Source organism: Alkalinema sp. FACHB-956 (assembly GCF_014697025.1).
In the GTDB taxonomy this organism is placed as follows: Bacteria; Cyanobacteriota; Cyanobacteriia; order Leptolyngbyales; family Leptolyngbyaceae; genus Alkalinema.
The window spans coordinates 24,533-39,649 of sequence record NZ_JACJRC010000039.1 but is presented as its reverse complement, the minus strand read 5'-3'; the positions used below and the strand labels follow the sequence as shown (position 1 = coordinate 39,649).

11 protein-coding genes are annotated in these 15,117 nt (G+C 49.0%); 6 read left to right on the top strand and 5 right to left on the bottom strand.

Annotated elements, in window-relative coordinates; translation table 11 throughout:
* Positions 1 to 114 precede the first annotated feature (114 nt).
* A complete protein-coding gene (locus tag H6G21_RS23425; protein ID WP_190576644.1) occupies positions 115 to 276 on the bottom strand; it encodes a PCP reductase family protein in 162 nt (53 codons plus the stop codon).
* Positions 277 to 480: 204 nt separating this feature from the next.
* Here H6G21_RS23425 and queF point away from each other — a divergent pair, with 204 nt between their 5' ends.
* Positions 481 to 969, top strand: coding sequence for a preQ(1) synthase (gene queF / locus H6G21_RS23420; protein WP_190576642.1), 489 nt, complete (start codon positions 481 to 483; stop codon positions 967 to 969).
* 103 nt (positions 970 to 1,072) lie between these two features.
* Here queF and H6G21_RS23415 read toward each other — a convergent pair whose 3' ends face one another.
* Complete coding sequence (locus H6G21_RS23415) at positions 1,073 to 1,306, bottom strand: HNH endonuclease (protein WP_190576640.1); 234 nt, start codon at positions 1,304 to 1,306, stop codon at positions 1,073 to 1,075.
* A complete protein-coding gene (locus H6G21_RS23410) occupies positions 1,303 to 1,647 on the bottom strand; it encodes a hypothetical protein (RefSeq protein WP_190576638.1) in 345 nt (114 codons plus the stop codon). Before H6G21_RS23410 ends, H6G21_RS23415 begins: the two co-directional genes overlap by 4 nt.
* A gap of 301 nt (positions 1,648 to 1,948) precedes the next feature.
* Here H6G21_RS23410 and H6G21_RS23405 point away from each other — a divergent pair, with 301 nt between their 5' ends.
* Both H6G21_RS23405 and H6G21_RS23400 read left to right on the top strand, forming a co-directional pair.
* Entirely contained in the window at positions 1,949 to 5,389 is a 3,441-nt protein-coding gene (locus tag H6G21_RS23405) for a leucine-rich repeat domain-containing protein (protein ID WP_190576636.1), read from the top strand.
* A gap of 538 nt (positions 5,390 to 5,927) precedes the next feature.
* A complete protein-coding gene (locus H6G21_RS23400) occupies positions 5,928 to 6,155 on the top strand; it encodes a hypothetical protein (RefSeq protein WP_190576634.1) in 228 nt (75 codons plus the stop codon).
* Here H6G21_RS23400 and H6G21_RS23395 read toward each other — a convergent pair.
* Positions 6,152 to 9,499, bottom strand: coding sequence for a CBS domain-containing protein (locus tag H6G21_RS23395; RefSeq protein WP_190576632.1), 3,348 nt, complete (start codon positions 9,497 to 9,499; stop codon positions 6,152 to 6,154). The genes H6G21_RS23400 and H6G21_RS23395 overlap by 4 nt on opposite strands.
* A 272-nt stretch (positions 9,500 to 9,771) precedes the next feature.
* Between H6G21_RS23395 and H6G21_RS23390 the strand changes: the two genes are divergently transcribed.
* Together H6G21_RS23390 and H6G21_RS23385 are read left to right on the top strand one after the other, a co-directional pair.
* Complete coding sequence (locus H6G21_RS23390) at positions 9,772 to 10,983, top strand: M20 family metallopeptidase (RefSeq protein WP_190576654.1); 1,212 nt, start codon at positions 9,772 to 9,774, stop codon at positions 10,981 to 10,983.
* On the top strand, positions 10,974 to 11,792 hold the full coding sequence (locus H6G21_RS23385; RefSeq protein WP_190576624.1) for a C39 family peptidase: 819 nt from the start codon (positions 10,974 to 10,976) through the stop codon (positions 11,790 to 11,792). The genes H6G21_RS23390 and H6G21_RS23385 overlap by 10 nt, the downstream gene beginning before the upstream one ends.
* A 118-nt stretch (positions 11,793 to 11,910) precedes the next feature.
* Here the strand turns inward: H6G21_RS23385 and H6G21_RS23380 are convergent, their stop codons facing one another.
* Positions 11,911 to 12,909 carry a toll/interleukin-1 receptor domain-containing protein gene (locus H6G21_RS23380; RefSeq protein ID WP_190576622.1) on the bottom strand — a complete coding sequence of 333 codons (999 nt, stop codon included), beginning with the start codon at positions 12,907 to 12,909 and terminating at the stop codon, positions 11,911 to 11,913.
* 525 nt (positions 12,910 to 13,434) lie between these two features.
* On the opposite strand from H6G21_RS23380, the gene H6G21_RS23375 reads away from it, so the two are divergent.
* Entirely contained in the window at positions 13,435 to 15,084 is a 1,650-nt protein-coding gene (locus tag H6G21_RS23375; protein WP_190576620.1) for a trypsin-like peptidase domain-containing protein, read from the top strand.
* Positions 15,085 to 15,117 lie beyond the last annotated feature (33 nt).

The following is a 15,117-nucleotide window of genomic DNA, read 5'->3' as shown; positions in this document are numbered from 1 at the left end:
CCCCCCTAGCCCCCCTTAAAAAGGGGGGAATTTAGTCAAATTCTTTCAAAGTCCCCCTTTTTAAGGGGGATTTAGGGGGATCGTCATGGGTTGCAATCACAGGTTGATTTGGTATTACTTGCTGCCGAATTTGGCTTTGGCTTGGGCGTAAATTTCGGCGGTGATTTGGGTTGCGCCCATTTCTTCTGCCAGTTTTTCGATTTTTTTGCGGGCGGCGGGGCGGACGAAAAAGGGGATTTCTTTCAGTTTGGCTTCGGCTTCAGCAGTCCATTCCATAGCGATTCCTCACAACAACGTACACAACAACAACTGACAAGAGCTGTGGATGATATCCATGCCTAGTCTACCCTGTGGACTTCCCCCGCACACCCTGGAAACCTGTCAGTCCAGTAAATTCGCTGTGGAGAAAACGCCACAAGGACGATCGCTTTCGCGTATTATCAGCGATGGGGCTCCCAGGAGTCCTGTTGAACCCTAGGAATGATTGTTATGGTGGAACCTACGACTGAAGCGAACCAGGCTACGACGATGAAGTATGGTGAGCGGGAAATTGAGGAAGGGACGCTGATTACGTTTCCGAATCCGCGCCCAGGACGGGAGTATAACATCAGCATTACGTTGCCGGAGTTTACCTGTAAGTGTCCGTTTTCGGGCTATCCGGATTTTGCGACGATCCATGTTAATTATGTGCCCGATGAAAAGGTGGTGGAACTGAAGGCGATTAAGCTGTATGTCAATGGCTATCGCGATAAGTACATTTCCCATGAAGAGTCGGTGAATCAGATTTTGGATGATTTGGTGGCGGCTTGTGATCCGTTGGAGATAACGGTGAAGGGTGATTTTCAGCCCCGTGGGAATGTCCATACGGTGGTGGAGGTGCAGCATCGCAAGGCGCATCGTAATGGCAATGCTACGATCGAACCTGCGGAGAAGGGGAAGAAGGGTAAAAAGGATAAGGGTAAGAAGTAATCGCGAATTCTGTGGTGATTGGTTGAGCTACAGGATGGTGAATAACTGTTAATGTAGTTGTGAATTCTTGGAATAGGGGGATTGGTTGAGAGTCCCCCATTTTCTAAATACGATCGTTATCAAGAGCAGTTTGCCGATTAGCTTTACTACGATTGCAGGGTGGACAGGCTAAACAGAGATTTTCCAAGACTGTTTCTCCGCCTGCGGATTGCGGTATGATGTGCTCAATTTCAAAGGTTACAGCCATAAGTGCTTCGTAACTTTGGCAATAGGCACAACGATTACAGAATTGCTGCCGGATGCGGCGTTGAAGGGTTACGGAGATGTAGGTACTCATGAAGCGATCGTGTGCTCATCAAGGCGTTTGAGCGTGTAGAGGGCACGGGCTTTGAGCACCATTAGATGATCTGCTTCAGCGAGGATTCGATCGAGTTCGCTGGTTTCTGTGCTTGATAATTGAGCTTCGGTGTTTTTGGCCAGTAGTTCGTCGAGGCGAGATTGCTCTGCTGGGGAAATTTTGCAGTTGGCAAGGACAAGGAGTTCTTCGCGGCTGAGGCCAATGAGACATTGACGATCGTTCAATAATGGATGGGTGAGTTGGTGATATGCGTCAAGATCGAGCAGAACTCCAATTTGTTTGCCTGTGTTGTCTGTGATGTAACGAAGGCTGTCTGACATAAGGATGACTCAGTAAAGCAGCATAATACTTACTATAGCGTTCCTATCTCGACTTCTAACTACGATCGTTAGAGTTGATACTTTTGATACGAGCAGTTTTTCAGGGCTGCGATCGTTTCTCCAGGATTTGATGTAGTTGATGCTGTTTTCCTCAACTTCTATGGATATGTCCTGGGTGCTTGTTTGGTAGTTTTGCCATACAAGGATGGAACGATTGTAGGTTGCTCACGTTCCCAATTCTAAAAATTTTTGTCAAAATAAAACTAGCTGTCTCCCACCCTCTTACCCTCCCACTCTCACCATGCCAAACCCCACCACTCCCCAAGAACTCCTCCGTCTCATTGACCGGGCTGCGGATGAACAATGGGAAGAATTGGATCTGTCGGGGATGGGGCTGACGGAACTGCCGAAGGAAATTGGGCGGCTGACGGGGTTGAAGCGGTTGGTATTGGGAAAAGTGGAGAAATGGGAACGGGTAGGGAATCACGTTCTTCCGACGCTAGTGACTAATGAAATTACGACCTTGCCAGCGGAACTGACAGCACTAGAAAATTTGCAAACGTTAAATCTGGCTGGCAATCCTTTTGGAGAGATTCCTGAAGTGGTATTGCGAATGTCACATTTAACAGTCTTGGAATTAGTCAGTATAGGTTTGACCGAAATCCCAGAACCGATCGGCCAACTGACGAATCTGACGCAGCTTTCCCTCTTTAACAACCAAATTGGGGTAATACCGGAGGTGATCGGCCAACTGACGAATCTGACGCAGCTTTCCCTCTTTAACAACCAAATTGGGGTAATACCGGAGGTGATCGGCCAACTGACGAATCTGACGCAGCTTGACCTCTCTACCAACCAAATTGGGGTAATACCGGAAGTGATCGGCCAACTGACGAATCTGACGGAGCTTTACCTCTATAACAACCAAATTGGGGTAATACCGGAGGTGATCGGTCAACTGACGAATCTGACGCAGCTTGACCTCGCTAACAACCAAATTGCGGTGATACCGGAGGTGATCGGCCAACTGACGAATCTGACGCAGCTTTACCTCGCTAACAACCAAATTGCGGTGATACCGGAGGTGATCGGCCAACTGACAAATCTGACGCACCTTTCCCTCCATAACAACCAAATTGCGGTGATACCGGAGGCGATTGGCCAACTGACGAATCTGACGCACCTTTACCTCTATAACAACCAAATTGCGGTGATACCAGAGGTGATTGGCCAACTGACGAATCTGACGCACCTTTACCTCTCTACCAACCAAATTGCGGTGATACCGGAGGTGATCGGCCAACTGACGAATCTGACGCAGCTTTCCCTCTCTATCAACCAGATTGCGGTGATACCGGAGGCAATTGGCCAACTGACGAATCTGACGTGGCTTTCCCTCTCTAACAACCAGATTGCGGTGATACCGGAGGTGATCGGCCAACTGACGAATCTGACGCAGCTTTACCTCTTGAATAACCAAATTGGGGTGATACCGGAGGTGATCGGTCAACTGTCGAATCTGACAGACCTTGTCCTTTCTTATAACCAAATTAGGGCGATTCCAGAAGTCATTGGCCAACTAATCCAGTTGGAAAGTTTATCTTTGAGAGATAACAAAATTGAAGCGATTCCTGATTGTCTACAAAATTTACCACAACTCAAAACCCTCGATTTACGGCGCAATCGCCTGCCCATTTCTCCCGAGATCCTCGGCCCTGCTGATCTGAACGAAGATCCAGGATCGGTGGAAGATATTTTTAATTACCTGAAGCAACTGCGCAGCGGGGAATACCGCCCCCTGAACGAAGCCAAAGTCCTGCTGGTTGGTCAAGGGAGCGTTGGCAAAACTTCTCTGCTCAATCGCTTAATGCATGATCAATACAATCCCAACGAATCCCAAACCGATGGTTTAGCAATTACTCGATGGAACATCGAAGTTAATACAAAACCCATTCGTCTTAATGTCTGGGACTTTGGCGGCCAGGAAATCTACCACGCCACCCACCAATTCTTCCTCACCAAACGCAGCCTCTATCTCCTGATCGCCAACTGCCGCACCAGCGAAGAAGAAAACCGCCTCGACTACTGGCTGCAACTGATCGAAACCTTTGGTGACAGCGCCCCCGTCATCATCGTCGGCAACAAATGCGACGAACAACCCCTCGACATCAACCGCAAAGCCCTGCGCGAAAAATACCCCAACATCAAAGCCATCCTCGAAACCTCCTGCGCCACCGGCCAAGGCATCCTAGAACTCTCCCAGGCAATTCACCACGAAATTGCCGAACTGCGCGAAGTCTATGACCTCCTGCCCCTCAGTTGGTTCAACCTCAAACAAACCCTCGAAACCCTCGACCAAGACTTCATCAGCCTCGAACGCTACATCACCCTCTGCGCCCAAAACGACATCACCGAAGAAATTGACCAAGACCAACTCATCCGCCTACTCCACAACCTCGGCATCGTCCTCAACTTCCGCGATCATCCCATCCTGCAAACCACCAGCATCCTCAACCCCCACTGGGTCACCAGCGGCATCTACGCCCTCCTCAGCGACGATCGTCTCAAAACCGAAACCAAAGGCATCCTCACCCGCGCCGATCTCACTCGCATCCTCGATCGCCACCGCTATCCCCCCAACCGCCACCACTGCCTGATCGAACTGATGCAGGAATTCCAACTCTGCTTCCCCCTGCCCGACTCTCCCCACCACCTCATCCCCGCCATCCTGCCCAAAGAACAACCCCAAAACACCGATCTCCCAGACGACACCCTCGATTTCCAATACCACTACCCCATCCTGCCCGACAGCATCATTTCCCGCTTCATCGTCCTCTCCCACGAAAAAATCCACAACCAAACCTACTGGCGCACCGGAGTCCTGCTGCAATATTGCGAAAACGGCGACCCCTGCAACATCGCCCGCATCAAATCCGACCCCGCCGACAGCAAAATCTTCATCAGCATCAGTGGCCGCGAGCAAACCCGCCGCGCTTTCCTCACCCTCATCCGCGACACCTTCCAACGCATCCACAAATCCTTCGCCAACCTGGAAATTGGTGAATACATCCCCGTCCCAGGCCACCCCGACGCCGACCCCCTTGACTACCAAGAGTTGCTCGGACTGGAAGACATGGGCGAACAAATTAAAACGATCGGCAAACTCAAACTCCGCCTCAATTTACGGCAACTTCTCGACGGTTACGAATCCATGGAACAACGCCAACGGCGAAGGATACAAGAAAGAGGGGATGAAGATTATCGAAGAGAATATGAGGATATGCGAGAAATCGCTAAACTAGCGGTTAGTAGACCCATTCATAATAAAGCAGAGGCCGTTGCTATGAATCAAGAATCTAAATACTCCAATGATTTGCGGAATGCCAATATTGCAAACTTTGCGAATGAGGTCAGAGATAACGCACAACAGAACGCAAACCAATATATTGGCACTAATACCGCAGAACTTTTACAACTCATCGCCAGCTTGCGCCAAACGGCTGCAACCTTTCCCAGCGAAACAAAAGAAGAAATTGAGATTGACCTAGAAGATCTCGAAACGGAACTCAGCAAACCCCCAGAACAACGCAACAACACCCGCATCAAAAAACGCCTCATTGCCCTCTTCACTGCCGCCACGATGATCGCAGGCACCGTCGCCAACGTCACCGACTTCACCAACACCGCGATCGACCTCGGCCAAAAACTCAACCTCGATCTTCCGGCTCTAGTCGGTCGCTAGATCTCTAACATCGTGATCGCCCGATCGCTCCTAGTTCCCCTAAATATTCGATCCCCCCTAGCCCCCCTTAAAAAAGGGGGAATCGAGCCAAAATAATCCACATTCCTACCCTTTCATCACACTTTCTCAAAAATTCTCTTATTAGCTTAAATTTTCTCCTACTCTCAAAGTCCCCCTTTTTAAGGGGGATTTAGGGGGATCCGGATTTAGCAAGATCCACCCCTAAATATTACAAAACATCACAGAATTGCAAAGAATTAAAATACAGTTGACAGCGCCCCACTTTACCCCTAGGCTGGTTTTTCATAGCCAGTTGCAACCGTGTCCTTCACCGATTGAGTTGGCTGTACCCCAAAAATTAAAGCGCTACCCAGCGTTGCTGCGAACAACAAAGGGTAGCTAAACCCCCCAGCTGTAACGGCAGCTAGGCGGTCTGACACGGATTGTAACATTCGATCGGGCCACCCTACTTGTCCTGCGCAAAGGGTGGCTTTAATTTTTGGGATTTCCTCCCATCCCCACACCTAGGAGAAATCCCATGTTCATTGGCTTTATTGGCTTTGGTGACAACGATCGCCCAGGAAATCCGATCGACGATTCCCGCAGACCGCTCCAGTTCTACCTCGTGGGCACCCGCGAAGAAGTCCAAGCGACAATCAATCAACTGCAAGTCCTGCGGTTTTGTGAACGCATTCGCTGGAGTCCACCGATTCCAGTTCTCGGCTCCGATTGGAAATACATCAGCATGATGGAACGCGATCGTTAAATGATCTCAGGGGCGATCGAGCGATCGGGAGAAAGTAACTGCTGCATCACATCTAGCAATTGCTTCAACCGCACCGGCTTACTCAAATAATCATTCGCCCCTGCGGCGAGGCAGCGCTCCGCATCCCCCTGCATCGCCAATGCCGTCAGCGCAATAATCGGAATATCCGCCAGACTACTATCGGCCCGTAACCGACGAATTGCAGTCAAACCGTCCACCCTCGGCATTTGAATATCCATCAAAATCAAATCCGGACGATGCCTCTGCGCCAAGGTCACCGCCTCCTCCCCATTGCCAGCCAGCATTAAACGATATCCCCGCGCTAACAGATAAGCACTAAAGGTTTCAATGTTATCTTCGTTATCTTCCGCCAGCAAAATCAATGGAAAAACCGTGTTTTGTGCCCCTGCCATCGGCTCCCCTTCCATCCCATCGGCTGGAGCCACTTCTCGGGGAGGTACCGCTTCGATCGTGGGCATTTGATAGGGCAAAACTACCGTAAAATAACTCCCCTGTTCTGGCTGGCTGTCCACATAAACCATTCCACTGTGCAACTCTGCAATTTGCTTCACCAACGCAAGTCCCAACCCCGTCCCCGTCTGCTGCCGATTCAAACTCGTATCCACTTGAACAAACGGCTGAAACAACCGTGCTAGATCCTCCGGAGCAATGCCAATGCCAGTATCTTGGACTTGAAAAAGAATCCAGGATTGCTCAGGCCGTGGTAATTCTTTGGATGCTGTTTGTCGCAATGAGTCCTGCAATCGTTTCAGAAACGGCTGCGGTAGGTGTATATTCCCGATCGAAGCGGGTTCTAGATGGCCTAAATTGGATTGACCCGCGTAAACCGCAACCCGCAAAGTAACCTGCCCCCCAGATGGCGTGAACTTCACCGCATTGGTCAATAGGTTGATCAGAACTTGGCGAATGCGTCGTTCATCGGCCATGATATTGCCGAGATCATCCGGCACTTCACTGGCCAAGCGAATCTGTTTCTGGTGAGCCTGTTGCTTGACAAACACCAAACTGCCTTCACACAAGAGCCGAATTGAAATGGAAGTTACATCCAAATCTAACTTGCCAGCGGAAATCTTAGACAGATCGAGAATATCGTTAATTAATTCCAATAAATGCCGACCACTCTTGGCAATGGTCGCGATCGACCGTTGCTGTCGATCGTTCAAATCCCCTAAAATCTCATCCTGCAACGCCTCAGACAGCCCCAGAATGGCATTGAGGGGCGTGCGTAATTCATGGCTCATATTGGCCAGAAATTCATCCTTTAGCCTAGTCGCCCGAGCCAATTCTGCGTTGACATTGGAAAGTTGAACATTGCTTTGGCGTAATTCATTGGTGCGTTGTTCAACAATGACCTCTAGATTTTGATTTAACTGCTGTAACGCCAACTCTGCCTGTTTTCGATCGGTGATATCCGTTAAGGTTCCCACATAGCCAATAATGTTGCCCTGGGTGTCATACTCCGCCACCGCTTGACCAAACACCCAAATCAATCTACCGTCCGGATGGAGACAGCGATACTCTAAGCGAAACGGCCTGCCTTCCTGGCGAGATGCAATGGCTTCCTGTCCCACCTTCCTAGCATCATCGGGATGTAAATAGCGCTGCCAATTATCTCCAAAGGTTTCCTCCGCACGCAATCCAATCATTTCACAACAGCGTTGATTAATATAAATGCTTTTGCCTTGGGCATCTGTCCGAAAAATCCCCACCGGAACGGCTGCTGCCAAGGTCGCATAGCGTTGTTCACTTTCCCGTAACTGAATTTCTACCTGTTTGCGCTCCACTAGCTCCATTTGCATTTGTTCATAGGTGTTTGCCTGTTGAATCGCGATCGCGATTTGGTTCGCGAGTTGTTGGAGTAGGATAATTTCATCGGATTGCCACTGGCGAGGGTGCTGGGTTTCAATCACCGTCAATAATCCCCATAACAATGGGCCCTGGGTGATCGGCACAAGTACCTTGGCGCGAATATTTAAGCTTTCCAGTAATTCCCGGTGGCAATCCGTCATTTCAGCCTGGTAGATATCTTCAACGACCCGAACACGACCATTGCGGTAGGCTTCTAGCCAATCCGTTGCGAAACAATGATCGGTTGCCTGGAAGCCGAGAAACATCTTCTCCTCTTGGGCTGAGGCTTCAGAAACCACAACCGTACTCCAGTCCGGTTGAAATTTCCACACTGCCACATGGTCACATCGAAACAGAAGTCGTAATTTATCAACCGTGGTCTTAAGAATTTCAGATAAGTTCAACGACGATCGAATCTGACTGGAAATTGTTGCGATTAATTGTTCTTGCTCAACCTTGGCTTGAAGTGCGGCGGTTCGTTCAGCCACTTGCATCTCTAGTTCTAGGGTGCGGTGTTGCAGAAGTTCGATTTTTTCAGCTTCTAATTGCAGAACTTTTTTTTCGAGAACCTCTGCCAATTTATAGAGTTCTAGGGGATTGAGCGCTTGCAATAAGCTGCTTTGGGTGACGATTCCTAGTAAGCACTCTTGATCATCTGTGACCGCTAAGCGGCGAATCAAGTGCTTTTCCATCAGGTGCTGAACCACCCAAAGAGAATCCTCGGGATGGACTGAAAATAGCGGAGTACTCATGACCATCCCCGCCGTACAGTTGTCTAAACTTAAACCCACTGCCTGAAACTGAACCAGATCTCGCTCTGTCACAATCCCGATCGCCCGTTGTCCAGTCATCTGATGCTGACTCCTCTGAAGCTGGGTAATCACCACAGAACTCACCCGATGCTGGGTCATCAAGCAGGCGATTTCTAACATGCTGGACTCTGGCGCTGCACAGACCACATCCGTTGTCATCACCTCTGCCACCAGTCGTAAGCGCAGGAGATCGATCGGGCGGGAGGTTTGCCGCAAACTCTCATGGGTAAGGAGTCCGACGAGGTGATGCTGGTCGTCTAAAACAGGCAAATGACGGATATGGTGCTGCTGAAGCAAATTGACTGCGGAGAACAGATCGGTGAAGGCTGATTCTTGCAGGGTAATGACATCTGTGGTCATGGCCTCGCGCAGGGTCAAGGTCTCGATCGATTGCTGCTGGGCCGTCAGGCGCACCACATCCCGTTCCGTCAAAATCCCAAGTAATTTCTTATCTTCCACCACTAAAACGCAACTGGAGCGCGCCTCTAGGTGAAGTTCATCCACCGTATGGTTGATCGATTTGGCAGTTGCACACATGGTTCGCACACCGCTCATCTCACCGATCGCTGCCATCACCGTCGCCTCTGGGGAAAGCTCCAACGGAGCCCGCACGATCGCGGATTTCAATTCAGCGGACGAGAGCGTTGTCGTGTCAATAAACATGGGATTTCCCAAACTAGCGAGGTTAGCAAATTAAACTCAGCCTTCTATGGTTTAGCTTGCCCTATGACTGAAGGAAAAGTGGAGGACATTGACCGCCTCACGCCAGGAATGTAATTTCCAATTGGCGGCAGTTGATTCAGTTGCCCTCAGAATTTTCCACCCAAGACAAGGTTCCCTATCCACGATCGCCTCCATCAACCCACGATCGGGCAACGATTGACCGAGGAACGATCGCTATTATGGGTACAGTAAGACTCTATCCTGATGCTGGAATGCAAACTCAAGACCTGCCGACTCCTATTTGCGATCGTATTCATACTATTACCCAAAAGCTTGCCCCTCGGTTGATTGAAATTCGGCGGCACCTCCACAGCCACCCAGAACTGAGCGGACAAGAATATCAAACCGCTGTCTATGTGGCTGGGGTATTGTCATCGGCGGGATTGCATGTCCAGGAAGGCGTGGGACGGGTGGGCTTGTTAGGCACCCTCAAGGGCACTGGGCAGGATGACCGACTGCTGGCTATTCGCGCAGATATGGATGCCTTGCCGATTCAGGAACGGGCCGCGATCGACTTCACTTCCCGAACGCCGGGGGTGATGCATGCCTGTGGTCACGATATTCATACGACCGTGGGGTTGGGAACGGCGATGGTCTTGGCCGAACTGGGGGGGCTGCCGGGAACGGTACGATTTCTGTTCCAATCCGCCGAGGAAATTGCCCAAGGGGCCGAATGGATGGTGCAGGATGGGGCCATGGAGTCGGTGAGTCATATTCTCTCGCTGCACGTCTTTCCGTCGATCGTTGCGGGCAAGATTGGCATCCGTTATGGGTCGCTGACCGCCGCCGCCGATGATTTGGAAATTACCATCCTAGGGGAATCAGGCCATGGAGCCCGCCCCCACGAAGCGATCGATGCGATTTGGATTGCCGCCCAGGTGATCGCCTCCCTGCAACAGGCCATCAGCCGAACCCAAAATCCCCTCCGCCCCGTCGTCCTCACGATCGGCCAAATCCAAGGCGGTCGAGCCCCCAATGTCATCGCCGACCAGGTCAAACTGACGGGCACGGTACGATCGCTGCACCCCGAGACCCATGCGTCATTGCCGACGTGGATTGAGCAAATTGTGGCCAATGTCTGTTCTGCCTACGGTGGAAAATATCATCTCAACTACCGTCGGGGCGTGCCGTCGGTACAAAATGACCATGACCTAACGCAATTACTCGAATCCGCCACGATCGAAGCTTGGGGCCGGGATGCATTGCAGATCATTCATGAACCCTCCCTAGGGGCGGAAGATTTTGCCGTTTATCTGCGCCATGCCCCAGGCAGTATGTTTCGCTTGGGGGTGGGCTTCAGCGATCGGGTCAACCATCCCCTGCATCATCCCGAGTTTGAAGCCGATGAGACATCCATTGTGACCGGGGTCGTTACAATGGCTACGGCAGCCTATCGCTACTGGACTATGGAATTATGCAACTGAGAGTTAAACAAAATACGGTTTTTAAGCAATATACGACGGATTCTTCCCGTCTTGCGCCTAGAGATAAAGTGGAAGTGCCAGCGGGTCGTATGTTTGAAGTCCATTCCTGGAAGCCGGTGGGCAAATTCCATTGGAAAGTGGCTTTAATTAATCGCTTTTTAGGAGATCCGCCGCGCAACACCTGGTATGTTTTTGCGCCCCATGTCCAGTTAGTCAGCCAACGGGGGCAAACTCCGACGATGGAGCAACCCCCTACGCCTACCGTCCGTCCCCTCTGGGGGTTACCCAGCACCAAACAGTTAAATATTCCCCATAGAACGCAGTTGGATAATGCGCTCAACCCAAAGGGCGCTTGCAATGTCACCTGTTTTGCCATGGTGATGCAGTATTTCCAAATTCCACAAAAAACCTCTGCCATGCAATTGGAAGATGAACTGTATCGCTACATGGAAGCAAAAGGTTTGAGCCGCCATGAACCCGGTGATTTGGCGGAAATGGCCGCAGCCTATGGCCTCAAAAATGAGTTAACCCTACGGGGGAGTTTGGCCGATATTCGGAAGGCGATCGCGGAAGGAAAACCCTGCATTATCCATGGCTATTTCACCAGTTTCGGCCACATTATTGTAGTGCGTGGCTACGATCGTTCAGGTTTTCGCGTCAATGATCCCTTCGGCGAATGGACTTCGCGGGGCTATCACCAAGGCCCCTATGGCAATAATTTGCACTATTCCAACAATTTAATCCAAAGCAAATGCTCTCCGGAAGGTTCCGATTACATCTGGCTCCACCGTTTATCGATCGCGAAGTAATAGTGAGAGAGGTTTCATTACAGAACCCAGGAATACAATGTGAATAAACGTCCAATGTGAATAAGCGTCCAATGTGAATAAACGAATGTTTCAATGGTAATTTTCAAATAACCTTGTTTTATCTTCGGTTTACTTTTGTTGTGTTGTTTGTGCTGTTTGGAAGATGATGACGATAGGCGTTTCTGCCATTTCCACTGCTTCCATTCTGAAGGATTAACCAAATTCCAATGCTGACTCCTACAATGATTCCTAGAGAAATCCCATGGCCAGACCGAAAGAACGGGTAGCCCATCAGTTTTCCCAACAGGCCCCAACCCAATAACCCACCAATTGCCCAAATCATACAACGCAGAATCACGGCATCCCACAGAATGGTTCGCCCCAATTGTCGTTCGGCCCAGACGATTAATAACCGACTCCCCAACCCCCCGATCGTGCCTCCCAGTAGGAGAATAGGCATCCAGCCACTGATATCTGCATCCTGTGCCTGACTGAGCCATCCGACGATCGTCCACAATACAATAATTGCAAGGCAAGGCAGGGCAATTTGAGAACTCGTTTTCCAGAGAGTTATCGAGCTTACTTCGCTACTGGGCGTTGGATGAGGGGTCGGTGACTGTGTGGGAGGACGAGGTGGTGTAGAAGGTGTAGAAGGCAGTAGTAAACGATTAATATTTTGCTGGATTCCTTCCGCAACCTGGAGGAAGGCTTCATCACGATCGGCCCAACTAAGAATCGGTTTACCGTTTTGGGGTAAGGGAGCTAGGTGTCCAAAGGGGGTATCACTCCAAAGGGTGGGACGCAGAATGACGGGGATCACCCGCGCAAGACCAGCGGTATGCTGCACCATGGCCTGTTGAAGTTCGCGCTGCCAAAGCCGATCGGAGGCAATAAAGTCAGGACTAATTAACAATAAAATAATTTGCGCGGTTCGAAGATTGTGATCAATGGCTTCCTGTCGTGCTTCCCCTGGACTAATACACTGATCATGCCAAGGCGCTATGATCCCCTGTCGTTCTAAGGCCGCAAGGTGCGTAGTCAACTCATTTTTCCAATTCTCATCTTGATGAGAGTAGGCAATGAATAGCTTGACTCGGTAGCGACTAGAAGGACTCATAGTTAACCTAAATTACAGAATTTTACAGAATTTTGATTTTCACAACTATCTCAGAGAATAAAAATCAGTCTTTTAGTGATCCCTCAAGCTTGTAAGAGCGTATTTTAAAAATTTTATGAAATAAGCTTTCCTGTAAAGAAAACATGTCTTACTATTCTAGGGTAAGAATCAAAGCCTATAAAAGCTATTAATTCTTAACATCAGGAAAAATTTGTAAATCGACCTAAGCCATCTATCAACGCTAATGTTTTTAGCAAATTTGATAGCCTTTCATCTATTTTTGTAGTTTGAGGATGGCTGATAGTTTGTCGTCTTCAGGTTGTTCATGGCATTTTTGTCTTGATCTCGATCGTTGTCCTGAAGTTGTCTGAGATTTAATGTTTTTAACTTTCTGGAACTTTTCATTTTTAATGAGTTCGTGATGCCAGCTTTTTCCAAAGAGGTTCGTAGGGAATTGTTTCTGTAACAATTTCAACTATTCTCAAAGCGATTGTCTAAAACACTTAAGATAAGGAGCATATCGTTATGAAGGCTGCAACAATCCCGTTACTTGCTTCAACTCTATACTTTTTCCCTAGCCCTGTTGTAGCTCAATCTTCTGTGTCAGGTGTTGAGGTGAAAGCTAGTTCTGCAGTTGTAAGGCTGGGAACAAGTTGTCAAGGATCATACTCTTATACAAATTTTAAAAATGAACGAACCGATTACGAGATTCCAAAATTCTGGATGACTGGGACTGGTTTTTTTATTAGTTCTGATGGCTATATTGTGACTAATGCCCATCTCGTTGCCAAAGAAAGCTGTGAGAAAGAGTTATTTCAGAGACTTTTAAAGCGTATTCATAATACGGGTGATATTTCTTCCATCTCTGAAGCCGGAAAGGAAGACGTCAGAAAAAATAGTAAATTAGAAAAAAGCTTGCAAGAGGAAAGGCAAGTGATCCTCGCCAATGGAGATGCCAGAGATTATGAAGTGAAATCGGCAGGAAAAGCCTTTGATGGGGATGGAAAAGAAACTAGAGTTGGTAAAGATGTTGCTATCATCAAGATCAATGGCATTAAAGATGCTCCAACTTTACGGATAGATACTTCTGGAAATGTCAATGTAGGAGATGAAATCACAGTCATTGGCTATCCAGGCGCAGCCGATATCAGTTCCAAGAGTTTACAAGAACCATCCATTACCACTGGAAAAATTTCTGCATCAAAGCCCTTAAGTAATGACTCACCTGCGCTACAAGTAGATGTAAGGGTAGGAGGTGGAAATTCGGGGAGTCCTGTCCTCAATGCCGCAGGTGAAGTAGTTGGTGTAATTGCATTTGCTCGAACAGATCGAGAAATTGGAACATCCTTTCCCTTTGCAGTTACAAGCAATACTATTAAGGAATTTATCGGGCCGGCAGGGGCAACGATTAACCAAGAAAGTACAACCGATCGCCTCTTTCGAGAAGGACTTGATTTTTATCAACAAGGTGATTACGAAACTGCTAAGCTCCGGTTTGAAGAAGTCACTCAACTATTCCCGTCTCACTCCCAGGCAAAAGCATGGTTAGCCAAAGCTAGGGAAAAGCGTAACGATCAAGTGATTGGGTGGCGGAAAATTGCCCCCTGGCTGGCCTTTGGTGGCATTGCAGGCGTACTGGGGGTCTTGTTGATTGGGTACTTCCTATTGCGTCGATCGTTGCTGGCTCAAGTGAATAGCAACAGCGGCAGTGACATGGGGGATATGTCAGGTGATTCCCCTAATGATACCTTGGTGCGTTCTCCCCAAAAGACTCAGATCAATCGCATGACTAACTTCTTACGGCGATCGACCGTCATGAGTAATCAGCCCTTTCTCACATTGAAAAACCAAAATGGGCAAGAGAAACGCTTTTATCTGCAAAAGGCACGGCACCGTCTGGGGCGCGATCGGGCTTGGGCAGATTTAGTGCTACCCGATGATGGATGGGAAGTCATTTCTAGGCAACATGCCACGCTAGAAAAAGTTGGGGAGGATTATCGAATTTATGATGAGCATAGTGCCAATAAATTAATGGAAAATGGTCAGCCCATTCCCACTGAAGGTCGTCTATTGAGTGATGGCATCAACCTTGTGGTGGGCTTTAATCCTCAGTCCCAGGTCACGATTACCTACTTTCATCCCAGTGCCCATCCTTCTCCCTCCAATGCAAGATAGCTTTCACTGGCGAATCGTCTCTCTGTTCCTTTA

Excerpts from the sequence above, each read along its gene's own strand:
- H6G21_RS23425 (WP_190576644.1), bottom strand. The coding sequence starts at position 276 with ATGGAATGGACTGCTGAAGCCGAAGCCAAACTGAAAGAAATCCCCTTT.
- queF (WP_190576642.1), top strand. The coding sequence starts at position 481 with ATGATTGTTATGGTGGAACCTACGACTGAAGCGAACCAGGCTACGACG.
- H6G21_RS23415 (WP_190576640.1), bottom strand. The coding sequence starts at position 1,306 with ATGAGTACCTACATCTCCGTAACCCTTCAACGCCGCATCCGGCAGCAA.
- H6G21_RS23410 (WP_190576638.1), bottom strand. The coding sequence starts at position 1,647 with ATGTCAGACAGCCTTCGTTACATCACAGACAACACAGGCAAACAAATT.
- H6G21_RS23405 (WP_190576636.1), top strand. The coding sequence starts at position 1,949 with ATGCCAAACCCCACCACTCCCCAAGAACTCCTCCGTCTCATTGACCGG.
- H6G21_RS23400 (WP_190576634.1), top strand. The coding sequence starts at position 5,928 with ATGTTCATTGGCTTTATTGGCTTTGGTGACAACGATCGCCCAGGAAAT.
- H6G21_RS23395 (WP_190576632.1), bottom strand. The coding sequence starts at position 9,499 with ATGTTTATTGACACGACAACGCTCTCGTCCGCTGAATTGAAATCCGCG.
- H6G21_RS23390 (WP_190576654.1), top strand. The coding sequence starts at position 9,772 with ATGCAAACTCAAGACCTGCCGACTCCTATTTGCGATCGTATTCATACT.
- H6G21_RS23385 (WP_190576624.1), top strand. The coding sequence starts at position 10,974 with ATGCAACTGAGAGTTAAACAAAATACGGTTTTTAAGCAATATACGACG.
- H6G21_RS23380 (WP_190576622.1), bottom strand. The coding sequence starts at position 12,909 with ATGAGTCCTTCTAGTCGCTACCGAGTCAAGCTATTCATTGCCTACTCT.
- H6G21_RS23375 (WP_190576620.1), top strand. The coding sequence starts at position 13,435 with ATGAAGGCTGCAACAATCCCGTTACTTGCTTCAACTCTATACTTTTTC.